Raw genomic sequence first — 18,109 nt, 5'->3', positions numbered from 1 at the left:
GGGGGATTTGATGGCAGATGTTTTTCAAACGTCCGTAGAACAGTTCACACAAGTGCATGATGACTTTATTCAAGCATGGAATGTAGCAATGTCTACCGGTAAAACTGAAGGTCTTGAAATTATGACTCAAAATTACTATGTTACTTTTTTTAATGGTCATGTTGAAAGGCCAGAGTTCTTTGACCGTCCAGAAGCTGTACAGGGGATGAGGGAGTCAGTGGAAGCCTTACAGGGCGCCAAAAAAAGATTTGAATATCGAATTATTAGACAGCGTGATGCAGGTAGGTTCGTAGTATTTTATGAGATGATTATTGAAAAGAACGGACAAGAGTTAACTCGTTTTTTTACGTTAGAGGATTGGGAAGAGATAAAGGGACAATGGTTGTTGACACGAGAAATTACGGAGCATATTTGAGGTAAGCACTCTCTTCAGTAAGAAGAGAGTGTACTCTTGAAAATACTAATTATTTTTAATTTGAAAATTCGACATATTTAAACTTTTATTTTGCATAAATTTACTATTGTATAATTATACATAAAGGCATATATTATATAAATATTAGAAAAATCCATTAGCTAATAAATATTTAAATATATATTCTATGATTCTATCTGGAAAATGATAGTAGAAGAAAAGCGAAGGTGAGCAATATGAGTAATTGGTTGAATTTATATGATAATATGGAAGACTTTCTGGCACCTAGTATGGCAAAGGACCATCCTAATATCCCAATAGTCAAGGAAGAAGGCTGTTATTATTTTGGTGCAGACGGTAAAAAATATTTAGATTTTACTTCAGGTATAGCCGTAACGAATACTGGGCATCGTCATCCTAAAATCGTTCAAAGCATCAAGGATGCTGCCGATCAATTAGTACATGGTCCGTCAGGTGTCATCATGTATGAATCCATTCTCCAGCTTTCCAAAAATCTTGGTGAAGTGTTGCCTGGAGATTTAGATTGTTTCTTTTTTGCAAATAGCGGAACCGAAGCTATTGAAGGGGCTTTAAAGCTAGCGAAGTTTGTCACTGAAAGACCTTATGTGGTTTCGTTTACAGGCTGTTTTCATGGACGTTCACTTGGTGCATTAAGCGTTACAACATCCAAAAGCAAGTATCGGAAATTTTTACAGCCATCGCATTTATCCTACCAAATTCCTTATGCAGACGCGAAGAGCTGTCCAGAGGGTATGGACCCGGAAGTATACTGTGTAGAGCAGTTAGAAAAAGATTTCAAGCGGCTCTTTAAGCATCAGGTAACTCCTGAAGAGGTTGCATGCGTTATTTTAGAACCAGTTCTAGGCGAGGGCGGCTACATTATCCCTCCTAAATCTTGGGTAAAGAGAATCCGAGAGATATGTGATGAACATGGAATACTATTAATATTTGATGAAGTTCAAACTGGATTTGGTCGAACTGGTGAATGGTTTGCTTCCCAATATTTTGGAGTAACTCCCGATATCATGGCCATCGCTAAAGGAATCGCCTCTGGGCTGCCACTTAGTGCAACTGTTGCTTCTAAAGAGTTAATGAAGAAATGGCCAATTGGTATGCATGGAACTACTTTCGGTGGAAATCCGGTAGCGTGTTCTGTGGCATTGACCACATTAGAAATTTTTCACGAGGAAAACTTAGTTGAAAACTCTAAAGTGGTAGGGGCGTATGCAACGAAGAAATTAAATGAGCTAAAAGCAAAATACGCGATAATTAGTGATGTTCGCTCTGTCGGCTTAATGATCGGAATTGAAATCTCCAACCTTGAAACAGGAGAGCCAGATGGACAGGCAGTCATGAAAATTCTCGATTACGCATTAGAGGAAGGCGTGCTCTTCTATCTCTGTGGAAACGTGGGCGAAGTTATTCGTATGATTCCTCCATTAACAGTAACAAAGGAACAAATTGATGATGGATTAAAAATGCTTGAAAAAGCAATTATTCGATATACAAATGAAACAAAATAAAATAGAAAAAGGAGTAACAATCATGAAAAATAAATTACTTTTAGTTATATTAGCAATGATTATAGCAATTCTAGCAGCATGTGGAACAAAAGAGGATACGGCGAAAGATTCTGGTAATGCATCATCTCCTTCAGAAGAAAAACAAGTTTTAAAAATGGGTACTTCAGCTGATTATCCACCATTTGAATATGTGGACACTGCAAAAGGTGAAGAAATTATCGGTTTTGATATTGATCTAGCAAATTTAATCGGGGAAAAACTAGGATATGAGATTGAAGTGGAAAACATCGATTTTAACGGTTTAATCCCAGCGATTCAAGCAGGTAAATTAGACTTCGTATTATCAGGAATGACACCAACAGAGGAACGCGACAAAGTAGTTGACTTCTCTGTTCCTTATAACGAAACAGTGCAAATGGTCGTAACTAAAAAAGATAGTGGCATTAAATCAGTGGAAGATTTAGCTGGTAAAACAGTTGGTGTTCAAATTTCATCTATTCAAGAAGAGCTAGCGAATGAAGTAGCGCAAACAGTAGATATGAAAGTGGAGAGCCGCAACTTAATACCAGAGGTTATTCAAGAATTAATGACAAAGCGTTTCGATGGTGCAATCATTGAAGATATTGTTGCAGAAAACTATGTAAAGCGTAATGATGACCTTACATTCTTCCCAGTAGTAGTAGATGAAATCGATTATAAGGCAGCTGTATTTCCAGAAGGCAGTGAACTTAAAGAGAAATTTGATAATGCTATCAATGAGCTAATTGAAGAAGGAAAAATTGATGAGCTTAGAGAAAAATGGTTTGTAGTAGAAGCAGAATAATTTAGCATAAAAAATATAATAGTTAGATAGAAAGGAGGGTAACGATATGTTAGATTTTTCTGCAGTCGTTCCCTCTATTCCTTATATTGCAAAAGGAATAGGTGTTACACTTCAAATAGTTGTTGGAGCCACAATTATCGGATTAGTTTTAGGTATTTTATTGGCTCTATGTAAAATTGGTAAAATTACCGCATTGAGATGGTTTGCAGACTTTTATACGTCCATTTTTCGAGGAACTCCACTCGTTTTACAATTGATGATTATTTATTATGCAATTCCTAAGCTTTTTGATATTAATATTGAGCCAATGCCTGCAGCAATAATTGCATTTGGTTTAAACTCTGGTGCGTATATCTCAGAGATTATTCGTGGAGGTATCAATGCTGTTGATAAAGGCCAGTTGGAAGCTTCATTAGCTTTAGGCATTCCATACGCAAAGATGATGAAGGATATTATCCTGCCACAAGCTATGAAAAATATCATGCCTGCTCTTATGAATGAATTTATAACTTTAACGAAGGAATCTGCAATTGTAACAGTGATCGGGGCTTTAGATATAATGCGTCGTGCTTATGTCGTTGGTGGTTCTTCTTATCGTTATTTAGAGGCATTAATGATTGCCGGAGTGATGTACTATATTCTTACACTTATTTTATCATTCCTTGGCAAGAAGCTAGAAAAGAGGATGAGTAGAAGTGATTAAAGTAGAAAAATTATATAAATCATTTGGAAAAAATGAAGTCTTAAAGAACATTTCCACGGAAATAAAGGAACAGGAAGTAATTGCAATCATTGGACCATCCGGTTCTGGTAAGTCTACCTTTTTGCGTTGCTTGAATCTTTTAGAAATCCCAACAAGCGGTGTTATTAGTATTGGAAATGATGTCGTGACGGATAAAAAAACAAATATTATGAAGGTACGTGAAAATGTAGGAATGGTCTTTCAGCATTTTTATCTGTTTCCTCATAAAACGGTATTAGAGAATCTAACTTATGCACCAATGCAGGTTCAAGGGAAATCAAAGGCAGAGGCGACAGCCACTGCTGAGGACCTTTTAAGAAAGGTTGGACTCTTTGAGAAACGTTCAGAATATCCAAATCGCTTGTCAGGAGGACAAAAGCAACGTGTAGCTATTGCCCGTGCCTTAGCGATGAACCCTTCTGTGATGCTATTCGATGAACCGACATCTGCCCTAGACCCAGAGATGGTAAAAGAGGTTTTGGCGGTTATGAAGGATTTAGCTGAATCAGGAATGACGATGATTATCGTGACACACGAGATGAACTTTGCCAAAGAGGTAGCAGATCGTATTTTATTTTTGGATGGTGGAGTATTAGTAGAGGACACACCACCAAATGAATTCTTTAGTTCTCCAAAATCGGAGCGTGCAAAAGAATTCCTAGAAAAGGTTTTATAAGAAAATATGTATTCAAACGGCAGCAAGCTCAATAATTTGGAGCTTGCTGTCTTTTTTAGCATTAATAAATTGCAAGGATGACTGAAAAAGGTATTAGCGCTGTATTTGTAGAATTAAAGAGAATATTGTTATACATAAACTGAGTAGCTGTTAGATAGGGAAGAGTAATAATGGGAGGTAAAAATGTGGAAAATAAATGTATTTTTGATGTTCTAACCTTTGATATAGATAGGGGTAATTATGAGGGAAAAGTCGAAATACAGAAAGGTTATTTTATAGATGTAACTATATCTGTTGAGTCATTTGATAAAGATTTAGTATTTGAAGTAGCTGAAAATACCTTTGAAACAATAAAAGTCTCTGAGGAATTATATAAAGAAAAAATAGCAGAGGATTTACTGCAGCTACATAACGAAGTGTGGAATGAAGGAAGAATGACCAATAAGGATGAATTTAAAAAACGAATTAAAATGCAGGGAATGTTAATCTTTTGTGAGGGAAACGCAGAATTATATTATGACGATGGAGACTTATTTTGGGGACACACGATAGTAGTAGATATTGATGAGAACGGTTTATATCAAGATGCTCAAATTTTTGGATGAGATTAATTTGTTGTTGGGCGAGATGAATAAATAACTGAGAATAGAGGTTACATATGGAGGTTTTCGATAATATTAATTTAGAAAAGATACCTACAAATATAAGGATAAATGTTTTAGATAAGCAGGTAGATTTACCAGGAGAAATAAGAACAAAAATAAATCAATACTGGGAGAATATTAACAGAAAAGGCATATTCAATCGAGGAAAGGTTTTTAGTATTGAACGAGTTCAAGAGAATGAAAAGAATCTACTTATTTCCCTTACCCATACTGATTATGCCCATTTTCTTTATAGTAGGAAAATGGAATTACAATCTCAGTATGACTGTATTGTTGTCTACCCCGCTACACTCATCCTTACTTCGGACCAATATATAGTTTTTGGTCATATGAATGAAGGAACAGCTAATCCAGATAGAATTCAATTTGCCGCTGGTGGATTAGACGAAAATGATTTAGAAGAAGGGTATATCAATATACATAAAAACATTGAAAGGGAGATTCAAGAAGAGCTAGGCATTGACCTAACTAAAACGAAATGTAAATCTCCATTAAGACCATGGTTGATCAAACGCGGAGGAAAATCATTGGTTTTACTATATCAAGTAACTATCGATTTAACCTCTAAAGAAGTAAAAGAAATACATGAAAAATACAAAAATGATTTATATAGTTTAGGGAGTACTCCAGAGTTTAAGAGACTAGAAACTATAAAATATAACCGTACGGAGTTAACTAGATTGTTGTTAAGTGAACATCCAAAGGCCGATTATATAGACCCACTTTGTACGTATTTACTAAAACATTTATAAAAATAACAAGCTCTGAACATGAAAATAGTAAATGTTGAAGTTTGGAGTTAACGACCCACATAATCCTTTAAAAAATAGTAGAAGCACCTTCATTCACTTATTTGGATGATGGTGCTTCTTTTTTTTAGCTTACTCGACTATTTCAACTTGTGTCTGACGTTTTTTAGCTAACAGCATCCCGAAAAGGAAGGTCATGAAAATAACTCCCATAACAGTAATGACAATGCAGCGAAGGATATAATCAGAATCCATGGCAAAAATCACATCTTTGCGGAACCAGTTTTGGAAAGGTAGACCAAACCCTAGGAGAACAGCGAAGAATAGGAGTTTAGTCCAAATGCTTTTCCTCTTCATTTTTTTGATAGCACTATTCACTAATAAACGCAGTAAAGCTAGCCCTAATCCTACACAAAAGAATATCATTAGATAAGACACTATGTCGTCGTTGGTAATTACGGCTGCAAGGATCAATCCAATAGTTATAATTAATGAACCAAACATAAAAATATATTTTTTATTCATTTTACATTCTCCTTTACTTAATTACTGAACAATGTGTTGTCTATTTGCTTTATTATCATATAAAAACAGGATAATGAAAGCAATCGACAGATTTTTAGAAACTGTTCAGTGGTTAGTAGGAAGACCTTCGTATAGATGTATGGATGTTGATTTTGGAAGTTGGGGTAGCAAAAAAAAGAGAGCTTTGACGGTAGTCATTGCTCTCTTTATTATTTATTTTTTATAATCTACAACGATGTAAGGCTGTAATTGGAATGGTTTAGGTGCAATATTGCGATCATTCCATTGTCCAAACCATCTTTCTAAAGGATAGAAGTAATATCCATCCTGCCAATGGTCTGATGTATCATACGGGTCAGCAAAGATGAGCATGTCATCACCAATACCAGGTGTACCATTATTATCATAGCCAATGATTGCTTGCCAATGTCCGTCCCAATCTGCCCACTCAACCATAATTGGACGATCGTTGGAAAGGTGGCTAGTTAACCACTTAACAAAATAGCTATCCTTTGCATCTGAAACCCAAGCTTCGGTTGTATCGCTGTTTTCAGAAGCATATAAGCTATTCCACGTGAAGGTAGCAGGTAGGTTTCCTACGTTGTTTCCAGTTGCTCCATCTGTTTCTTGAATAATATCCTCTGTTGAATAATTCACTTTATAGCTTGTCTCAACAACTTCAAAGCCTTCTAAACTAGTAAAGAAGTTGTGAAGCTGGCTAACGTCAGTTCCATATTCAGGGAAGTTATTTGCTGAACCAGGTTTAGCCCCCGGAGTGTCTAAGTCGGTCATTGCTTTCATCTGCTCTGCAATATCCATCTCCGTCATTTCCGTATATCCAAAATGATTAGCAACCATTAAAGCTGTTGCTGGTCCACAAGACCATTCCGTTGTTTGCTGCATCGTTTGAAAATTTTCGATTAGTAGTAATTGATCATCTGATTTTATGTTATAAAAATCAGGTGCTTTGAAGTAACGAGACTCTGCATTGTCGCCTGCTTCTGCATATGCATCAGCACCGCCCATTTCATCATAGTCTTCGCCTTTAATCATTGTTGGTTTAACTGCCACAGTAGTTTCGGCTGACGCTTTTGTGTCTACTTCCTTGTTAACCTCCGCTTGTAAATCTGTGTTCTCTGAGCACGCAGATAATAATAGCATTGCGGATGCTAAAACTGCTGTAAGGGTTCTTTTCATTTATCCCCATCCTTTTCATATTTTTTTGAAACACAAGAATTTATTATATAGAAAGTAGGATACAATTCAATAGATAAATTTATATTATTTTTTTACTTTATTTTGAAGTGGCTTATTAAAATAAACATGGAGAAAAATTAGTTTATATATATATTTACTTCCATTAATTAGATATGATTAAGAGAAAAAGCGTATATAAGAGGTGTAAAGGAATGCCTAAACGTATTTTATTAGTGGAAGACGATGAATCTATTTGTGAGATGGTAGAAAAGTATTTAAGAAGTGAAGGTTTTCTAATTACTACTGTAAATAACGGAGAAGCTGCAGTCCAACAAAATGTGGTGTCAGCCTATGACTTAGTTATCTTAGATATTATGATGCCCAAATTAGATGGCTTGGAAGTGCTGAGAATTATTCGTGAGAAAAGCGCTGTACCTATACTAATCATGTCAGCAAAGGATAGCGATGTGGACAAAGCATTAGGACTGGGATTAGGGGCAGATGATTATCTTGCCAAGCCTTTTTCGTTACTCGAGCTTTCTGCCAGAGTTAAGGCTGCTATAAGAAGAGCCACAAAATATTCAAAGGAGCTAAATGTAAGCGAGGATGTCCTTATAATAGGAGATTTAAAAATAGATGTTAAGAATTTTACTGTTACTAAAGGAAATGAAAATTTAAAACTAACTGCAAAAGAGTTTGCTATCTTAAAGTTATTTGCTGCCAATCAAAACCGTGTATTTACTAAACAACAAATTTATCAGCTAGTTTGGAAAGATGAATATTATGGGGATGAAAATATTATTAATGTGCATATGAGAAGGCTTCGGGAGAAAATTGAAGTAGAACCCTCTAACCCAAGGTATATAAAGACTTTGTGGGGGATTGGCTATAAGTTGGAAGGTTTCTGATATGGTGCTTATATTATTTATCATAATTGCATTGTTAATTGGTCTCATTTTTTTCCAATACAAAGAAAAAAGAACTCTTACCTCTAACATTTCCTACGCACACCAAAAGCTTCAAATGATTGTTCAAGAAAACACTATAGAGAAAGTATTGGCACATACAGAACATAAAGAACTCATGCAATTGTTAAATATGATTAATGAGCTATTAGTCGAAAAACAAAAGGTTCTAGTAACCCATACAAGGTTAGAAGAGTCCATGAGGAAGATGCTCTCAAATGTATCCCATGATTTAAAAACACCGTTAACAGTGATTCTTGGATATATTGAAATGCTAGAAATTGACCACTCCTTGAATGAGGAGGAAAGAAGACAATTACTTTTTAAACTACATACTAAAACAAATGAAGTACTTAAAATTATTCATACATTTTTTGATTTAGCTAAAATAGAAGCGGGCGACCAGCACTACCCACTATCTAAGGTAAACATAAACGAAATATGCCGTAAGAACATTCTAACCTTCTACGATATGGTAACAGCGATGAATATGGATATTAAAATTGATATTCCAGAAGCCCCTCTTTATGCATTTGGTAATGAAGAGGCAATTGATAGGGCTTTGAACAATCTTTTATCTAATGCTCTAACATACGGTGCTGAAGGCAAGATAATTGGATTAGCTTTGAGAAATGACGAAGCTTTCATCTACATTGATATTTGGGATAAAGGAAAAGGAATTGATGAATACCATGTGGATCGGGTCTTTGAAAGAACATATACCATGGAGGATTCTAGAAACAAATCCTTCCAAGGCAGTGGTCTTGGCCTAACGATCACAAAGCGACTTCTGGAAATAATGGGAGGTTCTATTCAGCTTTCAAGTATTCCTTATGAAAAGACTGTCTTTACAGCTACCTTGAAACGAATAACATATTAAAAAAGCTAGAAGAACTTAAGAAATTCGTAAGATTGTATTAATAAAAAAGAGAGGTTCATTTCCTATACTAAGGATAGTAAGAAATAGGGAGAGGGTTCTAATGTCGTATATATTGAAAACCAATCATTTGACGAAAGTATTCGAAGGAAGGGAAGTTGTATCTTCTGTTAACATGCATGTGCAAAAGGGAGAGATTTATGGGTTTTTAGGTCCTAATGGTGCTGGTAAAACAACTGTCATGAAAATGATTACTAATCTTATAAAGCCAACAAATGGGGAAATAGAGATTTTTGGTGAAAAGCTAACAGATCGGTTATATGAGGTACTTAAAAGAATCGGATCAATAATTGAGTACCCTATATTTTATGAGAAACTAACTGCTAGAGAAACACTGGATCTTCATTGTGAGTACATGGGCTTTTACGACAAGAAGGAAATAGAGAAAGTATTAGAAATGGTGAATCTTCATACAGGAGGTAAACGAGTAAAAGAGTTTTCCCTTGGAATGAAGCAACGTTTAGGAATTGCGCGTGCCATCATCACAAAGCCAGAATTGCTTATTTTAGATGAACCAATAAACGGATTAGATCCCATTGGCATTAAAGAAATGCGAGAATTATTTGGAATGCTTTGTAAGGAATACGGAATTACGATTCTCGTCTCTAGTCATATATTAGGTGAAATAGAACAATTAGCAGATACAATTGGTGTTATTAATAATGGAAAGCTAATAAAAGAAATCTCTATGAATCAGTTAGCTCAAAGTCAATCTGACTATATAGAATTGGTCGTTCAGGATGGAAAAAAAGCCGCTTTTCTATTGAGCGACAAATTACAGCTAGTTAACTTTAAAATGGTTGATGATCATTGTATTCGAATATATGAATCGTCAGTCTCTCAACAAATGATTTCCAAAGTATTGTACGAACATGATATAGAAATTGAGGCCATTAGTAAAAAAACGAGCTCTTTGGAGGATTATTTCATGAAGCTTATTAATGGAGGTGTAGTAAGTGTTTAAACTGATGAAGCTAGAAATGAAAAAGTTTAAGTTGTCTTCCTATTCACGCAACGCGATAATTGCTAATTTTGTTATTCTCGGTTTTATGTTTCTTATTTCCTTTATATCTAAAATGGAGGGAGATACTGACTTTGTGAATTATCAGGAGGCTATAGGAGTTATCGAATCCTTTGTTCGAGCGACCTTTATCATCTTTGCCTCCACTCTAATAGCTAAGCTAATAATAGGAGAATTCAAAAAGAAAACGATTACTACTTTATTTATGTATCCAATAAGCAGAAAGAAACTTATAGCAGCAAAGCTGACAATTATAATTATTTTTACCTTTACATGGATTATTATTTCTAATGTTTTTATTACAACTGTCTACTACTTTCTAACCGTAAACTATCAGCTAATTCCAGGTTCGTTAACAGCTGACTTTTTGAAAGAACATAGTGTGAGTGTATTGATGAATGCAATTTCTGCCTCATGTATGGCGCTAATTCCGCTTTACTTTGGAATGAAGAAATATTCAATTCCCACTACTATTATCACTTCGATATTAATAGTAATGATTGTTTCCAACAATAATGGTAGCTTTTCATTAAACGATATAATTGTAATTCCGTTATCCTTGGCAGTGATTGGCCTAACCGTTGCGTATCTTGCTATTCGAAATATTGATAGGCTGGATATAAGAGTATAAGTAAAGCTTGAGAAGATATAGTTCAAAACCAAGTCAGGGGGCTCCAAACATGAAAATCAAGCGAAGTGAGATACTCACTAACGATGACATTTGGAATGCAGTTTTAGCCGCCTATGGAAACTACTCTTTTCCGACGGAAAATGAAAAAATGAATGATTTCTTTATTTTATTTAATTATTTTTGTGAGATGGAAAGCGGTGGACATGAAAGCTTGCTCAATTGGTTTTCACAGCCAATCCAACAGATGGGTACTCACGAATACTTAAGACGACTGTCTATAATGTTGGAGCAGATTGGCGCTAATGATTACGCTGAGATTGAGAAGGCTTATTTGAAAGAAATGGTGAATATTTTTGAGATAATAGAAAGCTGTGGATTTGAAGGTCCTAATTATGAAAGTCTAGAAGCAGATTTCATGAATATAATTGAAAAAGCCGATGAGGAATATAGAAGTTTAGATGAGCAAATAAATGTTCAAATATACAAATATGCCTTGATTATATATAAAGAGGTACTTGAGTTTGATAATTGATGGAAAAAGGATGGTGTGACATTGTCACAACCATCCTTTTTAATTTCTTGAAACATTGAGAATATGGAGACAAAAGTCTAAATCTGCTTGTAAATGCTTCTCCATCAACTCTTTTGCTTGTTCGGTATCCTGTTGGGAAATAGCCTTGTAAATTTCCTCATGCTCATCTATCAGTTGTGGTCGCTTATATAATACTACAGTTTTTCGGAACAAATAAATAATAGATTTCATCCGATCAATTGTTTCAATCATATGAGAATTACCACTAGAATTAACAATAATTTGGTGAAAGAGTTCATTTGCCTCCATAATTTCTTCGGGAGTTCCTTCCCTGCCAACCTTAATACAGTTTGCTAAAGTCTCCAAATCTTGCTCTGGTAAATAGGTAGCTGCTGTCTTTGCAGCAAAGCCCTCTAATAGAATCCTCATTTGAAAAAGGTTCCGTAGGTCCTTTTCGGAAGGTTGAACGACTTTTTTGTTTACGATGAGGCCTTCGTTCGTTAGCTGGCGAAGAGCCTCGCGAATAGGAGTGCGACTAAAGCCTGTTTCCGTAGCAAGTTTTTCTTCAACTACTTTTGTGCCTCCAGTAATTTCTCCATTTAAAATCCGATCCCTTATTTCCTCGTATGCTTGCTGGGAAGCTGTCCGACTATTTGAATGTAACATTCCCATTTAATTCACTCCTATAGTCCATTAATTCTCTACCATAAACTTAACAAAAATAAGGAAAGAAAGATAGTTTAGAAAAAATCTTGATTTTTTATGGATACAATTGTGTCTAAAATGTATACAAAAATAAAAAAAGAGTATACAATAGCTTTATTGAAATAACCTGCAAGCGGTTTCAATTATAAAAACTTAATAATTATTACAAAAACACTAGGAGGAAATATATATTATGGCTAAAAAAGTTGGCTTTATCGGATTAGGAATTATGGGAAAACCAATGGCGATAAATTTATTGTCTAAAGGTTTTGAAGTAATGGTAAATGATTTAAATAAAGAAGCAGTGCAGGCCTTAGTTGATGCCGGGGCAACTGCGGGAGATTCAGCAAAGGTCATTGGGGAAAACAGTGAAGTGATTATTACAATGCTTCCTGCATCTCATCACGTACAGCAAGTAGTGCTAGGAGAAAATGGAGTACTTAGTGGAGCTAAAGAAGGCTCTGTAATTATAGATATGAGTTCTATTTCTCCTGTAGTTTCTAAAGAAATTGCGGAGAAGGCGAGAAAACAAGGTGTAGAAATGTTAGATGCGCCTGTAAGCGGAGGAGAGCCAAAAGCAATCGACGGTACACTTGCAATCATGGTTGGTGGGAAAGAAGAAGCTTTTGATCAAGTGAAGGACGTTTTATATGCAATGGGAGCTGAAGTTACTTTAGTTGGTGGGAATGGTAGTGGTACTACTGCAAAATTAGCAAACCAAGTTATTGTGAACTTAAACATTGCAGCAATGTCCGAGGCATTAGTGCTAGCTGCTAAAGCAGGAATCGATGTAGAAAAAATGTACCAAGCAATCCGTGGTGGATTAGCTGGAAGTGCAGTGCTAGATGCAAAGGTTCCATTAATTCTAGACCGTAACTTTGTTGCTGGAGGAAGAATTGACATTAATCTTAAGGATATGACAAATGTGATGGAAACAGCGCACGAAATTGGTGTTCCTCTTCCATTGTCAAGTCAGCTAGTCGAAATTTTCCATGCTTTAAAAGTAGATGGAAAAGCAGCAGATGACCATGGTGGAATTGTTCAGTATTACGAAAAACTTGCGAATGTTGAAGTAGGGAGAGCGTAATGATGATAAACAGTAAAGAAGCACGCAATGCACAAGAGGTATTAGCATCTATTCCTTCAGTAGATACAAAATTAGTTCAACAAATGCTGAAAGATGAATTACGTGATTTAAATAAAAAAATTATCGTTTTAGATGATGATCCAACCGGTGTTCAAACCGTACACGGAATTTCTGTTTATACAGATTGGTCTTTAGAAAGTATTGAGATGGGCTTCAAGGAAGACAATACAATGTTCTTTCTATTAACCAATTCTCGAGGCTTTACTGCGGCAGAAACGGAACAAGCTCATATAGAGATTGCTGAAAATATTGTAAAGGTAGCCAATAAAGTAAACAAAGATTTTATTGTTATTAGTCGAGGAGATTCCACTCTAAGAGGTCATTATCCACTTGAAACGGAAGTATTAAAAAATACGGTTGAACAGAATTCAAATGTTCAATATGACGGTGAGGTAATCCTTCCTTTCTTTAAGGAGGGCGGCCGTTTCACAATAGACAATATTCACTATGTGCAATATGACGAACAATTGATTCCTGCGGGAGAGACAGAGTTCGCAAAAGATAGAACCTTCGGATATAAAAAATCTCATTTAGGTGAATGGGTAGAAGAAAAAACGGAAGGTAAGTATACTGCTGAAAATACAACTTATATTTCATTAACTAGCTTACGAGAATTGAATGTAGAAGGTATTACAAATCAACTGTTACAAGTTAAAAATTTCGATAAGGTAGTCGTGAATGCAGTAGATTACGTAGATGTAGAGATTTTTGTTATAGCCCTAGTGAAGGCCATGAAGGCTGGAAAGCAATTTATGTTTAGAAGTGCAGCAGCGCTCACAAAGGTTATTGGAGGAGTTAGCGATAAATCACTTTTAACAAGAGAAGAATTGATTAAGGAAGAAACAAATCATGGCGGGTTAATTTTAGTGGGATCTCATGTGAAAAAAACTACCGAGCAATTAGAAGTGTTGAAAACAAACGAATCTATTGAATTTATCGAGTTTGATTGCCATTTAGTTTTAGAGGCAAATAAATTCCAACAAGAAATTGATCGTGTGATTGAAACAACCGAAAGCCTTATTAAAGAAGGTAAGACAGTCACAGTTTATACAAGACGGGAACGACTAGATTTAGGCGAAGGTAAAAAGGAAGAAGAGCTAAAACTTTCTGTTCAAATTTCAGATGCAGTTACTAGAATTGTTCAACGTCTAAGTATTCGCCCGAACTTCATAATCGCTAAAGGCGGTATTACTTCGAGTGATATTGGTACAAGAGGTTTAGAAGTAAAAAGAGCTACAGTAGCTGGGCAAATCAAGCCAGGTATTCCAGTGTGGCTCACTGGTGAAGAAAGTAAATTTCCAGGAATAGCTTACGTTATTTTCCCAGGAAATGTGGGAGCGGTAACAACGCTAAAAGAGACAGTAGACATGTTGAATAGATAAGGGGAGATTCTAAAGATGATAGTGGATACAAAAAAAATACTAACAGATGCTCAGCGCAATCAATATGCTGTTGCTGCCTTTAATGTATATAGCTTAGAAACAGTCCAAGCAGCGATCAAGGTAGCAGAACAAGAAAATCAGCCTGTCATCATTGCATTAGGAGAAAGATACTTCCCGACAGTTGATGTAGAGGGATTTGCAGCAATGGTTAAAGCGATGGCTGAAAAAGCAACAGTGCCGGTTGCTTTACATCTAGACCATGCCTATGAAAAAGAATCTATTATCCGCGCTATTAGATGTGGTTTCACCTCAGTAATGTTTGATGGTTCTGCACATCCATTCGAGGAAAATGTCCGCCTGACAAAGGAAATAGTTGAAATTGCGCATATGGCAGGTGTATCTGTAGAGGCAGAAATAGGATCTTTAGCCAAAGGAGAATTTTCTGATGAGGAAGAGGGAACGGGAACTTTAACCGATCCAAAGGCTGCCAAAGCGTTTGTGGAAGCTACAGGAGTAGATTTCCTTGCTGCAGCGATAGGTACGGTGCATGGTATGTATAAGGGAGAGCCAAAGATAGATCTACCCTTACTAAAGAGAATCCAGCAAGCAGTAGATCTTCCGTTAGTCTTACACGGGGGCTCTGGTACTCCAGAGGCTGTAGTAAAAGAAGCAGTCCAACTTGGTATATGTAAAGTGAACGTCAATACAGAAGTATCAATGGCTGCCGTTTCATTTATGCAAGATTACTTAGCTTCTAAAGATATGGTTCATCTATCAATTGTTATGTCTGAAATGCAACAAGCAATGGAACCAGTAATGACGAAATTTGTTCGTCTATTTGCAAATAAATAAGTTTGTAAACTTTATAAGTAGTACTTTATCTATTTATTTCTAAAATTTTATCTTAATTAAGTTAACCTGAGCACTTTACTGATAAAAAATGTCTATTTAACACATGGTTGATTGTAGCGGCAGGCGGCGACTCCGGCGGGATGAGTGAGACAGATGAGACATCACACCCGACGCGTAAGCGACGGTGATGGCTTATCGCTCCCCCCGCGGAAAGCGTCCGCTTAGAGCGAAAATCAATTATACTTTATGATTAAAAATTATGTATTTCTATTTTTTATTTCCGTATTATCATTTTATATAATTATGACTTTTGAAATTGATTCAAATAAATAGAATTTAAATAACATATATAGGAATGAGGATTACAATGCCAATAGTATCTATTTGTATAGGGGTTGCCCTATTACTTTTATTAATGATTGTATTCAAGTTGAACGCTTTTATCTCATTGATTTTAGTTGCTTTAGTCGTTGGGATATTAGAAGGTATGACCCCTTTAGAAGCTATGACATCTGTTCAAGGCGGGCTAGGGGGAACACTCGGAAGTCTGACGATGATTATTGTATTTGGAGCAATACTTGGTAAGCTAATGACAGACTCAGGTGGTGCTCAGAAAATAGCCAATACTCTGATAAACTCTTTTGGTAAAAAGAGAGTCCAGCTAGCTGCGGTACTTACAGCTTCTGTAGTGGGAATTGCGTTGTTTTTTGAAACAGGAGTAGTAGTACTGATTCCTTTAGTATTTACAATTGCAACTGCCGCTGGAGTACCAGTCTTATACATTGGTATGCCGGTTATAGCCGCACTAATTACTATGCATGGCTTCGTACCACCACATCCTGGACCAACTGCTGTGGCAAGTGTGTTTGATGCCAATATAGGTAAAACAATGCTATATGGAATTTTAATTGCGATTCCAGCGATTATTCTAGCAGGTCCTTTATACACAAAGTTATTTAAAAAGGATTTTTTAGAGGTAGAGATTCCAAAGGGTTTATTTAATCCTAAAGAGTTCACGGAAGAAGAGATGCCAGGATTTGTTACAAGTATTATTACTTCTCTTATGCCGGTTATTTTAATAGGCTCTCAGGTAGTGGTCGAAATTATTGCACCTGATTCAGCTGTTATGCCGTTCTTTGATTTTATCGGTAATGCAAACGTGGCATTGCTATTGTCAGTAATTTTTGCATTCTTTACATTTGGTATAAACAGAGGCAAAAAGATGAAGGATATAATGCAATCTGTTTCTGATGCAGTTGGTGGGATTGCTATGATTCTTCTAATTATTGCTGCAGGCGGTGCGTTCAAGCAAGTGCTGATTGATAGTCAAATTGATGTGTATATCTCAGATATAATGGCTGGTTCTACTCTTTCACCATTGTTAATGACGTGGTTAATTGCTGCTATCTTAAGGATTTCAGTTGGATCTGCTACAGTTGCTGGTATGACTGCTGCTGGTATAGCAGCGCCTTTAGTTGGTATTACTGGTGTAAGTCCAGAGCTTATGGTATTAGCAGCAGGTGCTGGTAGTGTAACTTTCTCTCATGTAAATGATGCAGGGTTCTGGATTTATAAAGAATACTTTAACCTGTCTATCGGGAAAACGATTAAAACATGGTCTGTAATGGTAACGATTATCTCCTTAGTTGGATTAGCAGGAGTCTTAATATTAAATATGTTTGTTTAAGTATGTTAAAGGTTCTTAAAAAAGTGAAGACAAGCCGATTTTGGCTTTTCTTCACTTTTTTTTATTTTATAACCATGAATCGCATTAATTAATAACAGAAGTAATGATATACCCAGTATGATTGTCTCCAGAAATATTAACTTGATCAGTATTTGGTATGTGAGCAACCTCCATGTTTTCAACATACTGTACATAATAAGTAATACCTTTTATTTGTTTTTTATAATGTCGCTCTTCTTTTAAAAATAACAAATATTCCTCCAACGCAAAATCCTTTTTCTCCATCATGACACTATGAGGCAGACCAACATAGCGGAAATGCCAGGGCTCAAAAGCAATGCCCGTAACGTCTACTTTGTTTTTGGGGTAACGTAATATAAAGCCGTAATCAGCAGCATTCTTTGCCAGCCATTCACCTTCTAGCGTTTTCTCCATCGTACCTTGAGTGGATCCAATATCTAAGGAAAGGCCACTTTGATGTTCGCTATATCCTGCAGGAAGTGCATAACTAGCACCATTTTCCTCATAAAGTTGCTGTTGTAGATTTCCGCTTCGGTATGCACTATTGATTTTAAAGTGATGAATACCATCTTTAGCAGCTTCTTCAAACATTTTCTGTAAAGGTTCAATGACTTTCTTTTCAAGCAGGTACTCTGAATCTACGACGACATTACTCGATAGGTTTGATGGAATAACAGCTAAGTTTGTTGGGTCTTGCTGTAGTTTTGTTTCTTTATTGACTAAGATTAGCTCTCCATTGTGGACAGATTCATTATGCAACGGGATTTCCTGCTCTAGAGCTGGAGAATTCTTTAAAAAGAATTGAAAACCAATAATTATCAATACAATGGCCACTAATATTTTTTTCATGTAAACTCTCTCCTTTTCTAATAGTTCCTAGCTTAAGGAAGAGA

The 18,109-nt window shown here is 35.9% G+C and carries 20 protein-coding genes; 16 read left to right on the top strand and 4 right to left on the bottom strand.

The features are described from left to right. The first annotated feature begins 10 nt into the window (after positions 1-10). The 7 genes from ACQKNZ_RS14695 (at position 11) to ACQKNZ_RS14665 (ending at position 5,617) form a co-directional block, all read left to right on the top strand. Entirely contained in the window at positions 11-415 is a 405-nt protein-coding gene (locus ACQKNZ_RS14695; protein ID WP_427660428.1) for a hypothetical protein, read from the top strand. A 236-nt stretch (positions 416-651) separates the two neighbouring features. Next, the gene (locus ACQKNZ_RS14690; RefSeq protein WP_427660426.1) at positions 652-1,959 is read left to right on the top strand and encodes an aspartate aminotransferase family protein; all 1,308 of its coding nucleotides are present in this window, start codon (positions 652-654) and stop codon (positions 1,957-1,959) included. 22 nt (positions 1,960-1,981) lie between these two features. Next, positions 1,982-2,782, top strand: a complete 801-nt coding sequence (locus tag ACQKNZ_RS14685) for a transporter substrate-binding domain-containing protein (RefSeq protein WP_144539075.1) — start codon at positions 1,982-1,984, stop codon at positions 2,780-2,782. Positions 2,783-2,828: 46 nt separating this feature from the next. Then, the gene (locus tag ACQKNZ_RS14680) at positions 2,829-3,485 is read left to right on the top strand and encodes an amino acid ABC transporter permease (RefSeq protein ID WP_427660424.1); all 657 of its coding nucleotides are present in this window, start codon (positions 2,829-2,831) and stop codon (positions 3,483-3,485) included. After that, the gene (locus ACQKNZ_RS14675) at positions 3,478-4,200 is read left to right on the top strand and encodes an amino acid ABC transporter ATP-binding protein (protein WP_144539071.1); all 723 of its coding nucleotides are present in this window, start codon (positions 3,478-3,480) and stop codon (positions 4,198-4,200) included. The genes ACQKNZ_RS14680 and ACQKNZ_RS14675 overlap by 8 nt, the downstream gene beginning before the upstream one ends. A 185-nt stretch (positions 4,201-4,385) precedes the next feature. Further along, entirely contained in the window at positions 4,386-4,805 is a 420-nt protein-coding gene (locus ACQKNZ_RS14670; RefSeq protein WP_144539069.1) for a DUF2262 domain-containing protein, read from the top strand. Positions 4,806-4,858: 53 nt separating this feature from the next. After that, a complete protein-coding gene (locus tag ACQKNZ_RS14665; protein WP_144539067.1) occupies positions 4,859-5,617 on the top strand; it encodes a hypothetical protein in 759 nt (252 codons plus the stop codon). A gap of 129 nt (positions 5,618-5,746) precedes the next feature. On the opposite strand, the gene ACQKNZ_RS14660 is transcribed toward ACQKNZ_RS14665, so the two are convergent. Both ACQKNZ_RS14660 and ACQKNZ_RS14655 read right to left on the bottom strand, forming a co-directional pair. Next, on the bottom strand, positions 5,747-6,118 hold the full coding sequence (locus tag ACQKNZ_RS14660) for an MFS transporter permease (protein ID WP_427660421.1): 372 nt from the start codon (positions 6,116-6,118) through the stop codon (positions 5,747-5,749). 234 nt (positions 6,119-6,352) lie between these two features. Beyond that, complete coding sequence (locus tag ACQKNZ_RS14655) at positions 6,353-7,336, bottom strand: C39 family peptidase (RefSeq protein ID WP_340844768.1); 984 nt, start codon at positions 7,334-7,336, stop codon at positions 6,353-6,355. Positions 7,337-7,548: 212 nt separating this feature from the next. Here ACQKNZ_RS14655 and ACQKNZ_RS14650 point away from each other — a divergent pair, with 212 nt between their 5' ends. The 5 genes from ACQKNZ_RS14650 to ACQKNZ_RS14630 all read left to right on the top strand — a co-directional run bounded on the left by ACQKNZ_RS14650 (position 7,549) and on the right by ACQKNZ_RS14630 (position 11,422). Further along, the gene (locus ACQKNZ_RS14650; protein ID WP_154310080.1) at positions 7,549-8,244 is read left to right on the top strand and encodes a response regulator transcription factor; all 696 of its coding nucleotides are present in this window, start codon (positions 7,549-7,551) and stop codon (positions 8,242-8,244) included. A 1-nt stretch (position 8,245) separates the two neighbouring features. Next, the gene (locus tag ACQKNZ_RS14645; RefSeq protein ID WP_427660418.1) at positions 8,246-9,181 is read left to right on the top strand and encodes a sensor histidine kinase; all 936 of its coding nucleotides are present in this window, start codon (positions 8,246-8,248) and stop codon (positions 9,179-9,181) included. 100 nt (positions 9,182-9,281) lie between these two features. After that, positions 9,282-10,202 (top strand): ABC transporter ATP-binding protein, encoded by a 921-nt coding sequence (locus ACQKNZ_RS14640; RefSeq protein WP_427660416.1) that lies wholly within the window; start codon positions 9,282-9,284, stop codon positions 10,200-10,202. Further along, a complete protein-coding gene (locus ACQKNZ_RS14635) occupies positions 10,195-10,890 on the top strand; it encodes an ABC transporter permease (RefSeq protein WP_340844765.1) in 696 nt (231 codons plus the stop codon). The genes ACQKNZ_RS14640 and ACQKNZ_RS14635 overlap by 8 nt, the downstream gene beginning before the upstream one ends. A gap of 49 nt (positions 10,891-10,939) precedes the next feature. Beyond that, a complete protein-coding gene (locus ACQKNZ_RS14630; protein ID WP_427660414.1) occupies positions 10,940-11,422 on the top strand; it encodes a DMP19 family protein in 483 nt (160 codons plus the stop codon). A 39-nt stretch (positions 11,423-11,461) separates the two neighbouring features. Here the strand turns inward: ACQKNZ_RS14630 and ACQKNZ_RS14625 are convergent, their stop codons facing one another. Further along, positions 11,462-12,094 (bottom strand): GntR family transcriptional regulator, encoded by a 633-nt coding sequence (locus ACQKNZ_RS14625; protein ID WP_370455706.1) that lies wholly within the window; start codon positions 12,092-12,094, stop codon positions 11,462-11,464. A gap of 226 nt (positions 12,095-12,320) precedes the next feature. On the opposite strand from ACQKNZ_RS14625, the gene garR reads away from it, so the two are divergent. The 4 genes from garR (at position 12,321) to ACQKNZ_RS14605 (ending at position 17,195) form a co-directional block, all read left to right on the top strand. Next, a complete protein-coding gene (gene garR / locus ACQKNZ_RS14620; RefSeq protein ID WP_340844763.1) occupies positions 12,321-13,214 on the top strand; it encodes a 2-hydroxy-3-oxopropionate reductase in 894 nt (297 codons plus the stop codon). 2 nt (positions 13,215-13,216) lie between these two features. After that, on the top strand, positions 13,217-14,656 hold the full coding sequence (locus ACQKNZ_RS14615; protein WP_427660411.1) for a four-carbon acid sugar kinase family protein: 1,440 nt from the start codon (positions 13,217-13,219) through the stop codon (positions 14,654-14,656). 15 nt (positions 14,657-14,671) lie between these two features. Next, entirely contained in the window at positions 14,672-15,508 is an 837-nt protein-coding gene (locus tag ACQKNZ_RS14610) for a class II fructose-bisphosphate aldolase (RefSeq protein WP_427660409.1), read from the top strand. Positions 15,509-15,875: 367 nt separating this feature from the next. Next, on the top strand, positions 15,876-17,195 hold the full coding sequence (locus ACQKNZ_RS14605; RefSeq protein WP_144539045.1) for a gluconate:H+ symporter: 1,320 nt from the start codon (positions 15,876-15,878) through the stop codon (positions 17,193-17,195). 84 nt (positions 17,196-17,279) lie between these two features. Here the strand turns inward: ACQKNZ_RS14605 and ACQKNZ_RS14600 are convergent, their stop codons facing one another. Continuing rightward, positions 17,280-18,065: a M15 family metallopeptidase gene (locus tag ACQKNZ_RS14600; protein ID WP_427660406.1), complete on the bottom strand. Its 786-nt coding sequence runs from the start codon at positions 18,063-18,065 to the stop codon at positions 17,280-17,282. Positions 18,066-18,109 lie beyond the last annotated feature (44 nt).

Origin of the sequence: Psychrobacillus sp. NPDC093200 (assembly GCF_050280345.1) — a bacterium.
GTDB classification, from domain to species: Bacteria; Bacillota; Bacilli; order Bacillales_A; family Planococcaceae; genus Psychrobacillus; species Psychrobacillus faecigallinarum.
Note: the sequence above shows the minus strand (reverse complement) of the source record. Positions and strands in the feature narration are given on the sequence as shown.

Excerpts from the sequence above, each read along its gene's own strand:
- garR (WP_340844763.1), top strand. The coding sequence starts at position 12,321 with ATGGCTAAAAAAGTTGGCTTTATCGGATTAGGAATTATGGGAAAACCA.
- ACQKNZ_RS14650 (WP_154310080.1), top strand. The coding sequence starts at position 7,549 with ATGCCTAAACGTATTTTATTAGTGGAAGACGATGAATCTATTTGTGAG.
- ACQKNZ_RS14640 (WP_427660416.1), top strand. The coding sequence starts at position 9,282 with ATGTCGTATATATTGAAAACCAATCATTTGACGAAAGTATTCGAAGGA.
- ACQKNZ_RS14655 (WP_340844768.1), bottom strand. The coding sequence starts at position 7,336 with ATGAAAAGAACCCTTACAGCAGTTTTAGCATCCGCAATGCTATTATTA.
- ACQKNZ_RS14605 (WP_144539045.1), top strand. The coding sequence starts at position 15,876 with ATGCCAATAGTATCTATTTGTATAGGGGTTGCCCTATTACTTTTATTA.
- ACQKNZ_RS14630 (WP_427660414.1), top strand. The coding sequence starts at position 10,940 with ATGAAAATCAAGCGAAGTGAGATACTCACTAACGATGACATTTGGAAT.
- ACQKNZ_RS14665 (WP_144539067.1), top strand. The coding sequence starts at position 4,859 with ATGGAGGTTTTCGATAATATTAATTTAGAAAAGATACCTACAAATATA.
- ACQKNZ_RS14600 (WP_427660406.1), bottom strand. The coding sequence starts at position 18,065 with ATGAAAAAAATATTAGTGGCCATTGTATTGATAATTATTGGTTTTCAA.
- ACQKNZ_RS14685 (WP_144539075.1), top strand. The coding sequence starts at position 1,982 with ATGAAAAATAAATTACTTTTAGTTATATTAGCAATGATTATAGCAATT.
- ACQKNZ_RS14610 (WP_427660409.1), top strand. The coding sequence starts at position 14,672 with ATGATAGTGGATACAAAAAAAATACTAACAGATGCTCAGCGCAATCAA.
- ACQKNZ_RS14660 (WP_427660421.1), bottom strand. The coding sequence starts at position 6,118 with ATGTTTGGTTCATTAATTATAACTATTGGATTGATCCTTGCAGCCGTA.
- ACQKNZ_RS14680 (WP_427660424.1), top strand. The coding sequence starts at position 2,829 with ATGTTAGATTTTTCTGCAGTCGTTCCCTCTATTCCTTATATTGCAAAA.
- ACQKNZ_RS14690 (WP_427660426.1), top strand. The coding sequence starts at position 652 with ATGAGTAATTGGTTGAATTTATATGATAATATGGAAGACTTTCTGGCA.
- ACQKNZ_RS14615 (WP_427660411.1), top strand. The coding sequence starts at position 13,217 with ATGATAAACAGTAAAGAAGCACGCAATGCACAAGAGGTATTAGCATCT.
- ACQKNZ_RS14625 (WP_370455706.1), bottom strand. The coding sequence starts at position 12,094 with ATGGGAATGTTACATTCAAATAGTCGGACAGCTTCCCAGCAAGCATAC.
- ACQKNZ_RS14645 (WP_427660418.1), top strand. The coding sequence starts at position 8,246 with ATGGTGCTTATATTATTTATCATAATTGCATTGTTAATTGGTCTCATT.
- ACQKNZ_RS14695 (WP_427660428.1), top strand. The coding sequence starts at position 11 with ATGGCAGATGTTTTTCAAACGTCCGTAGAACAGTTCACACAAGTGCAT.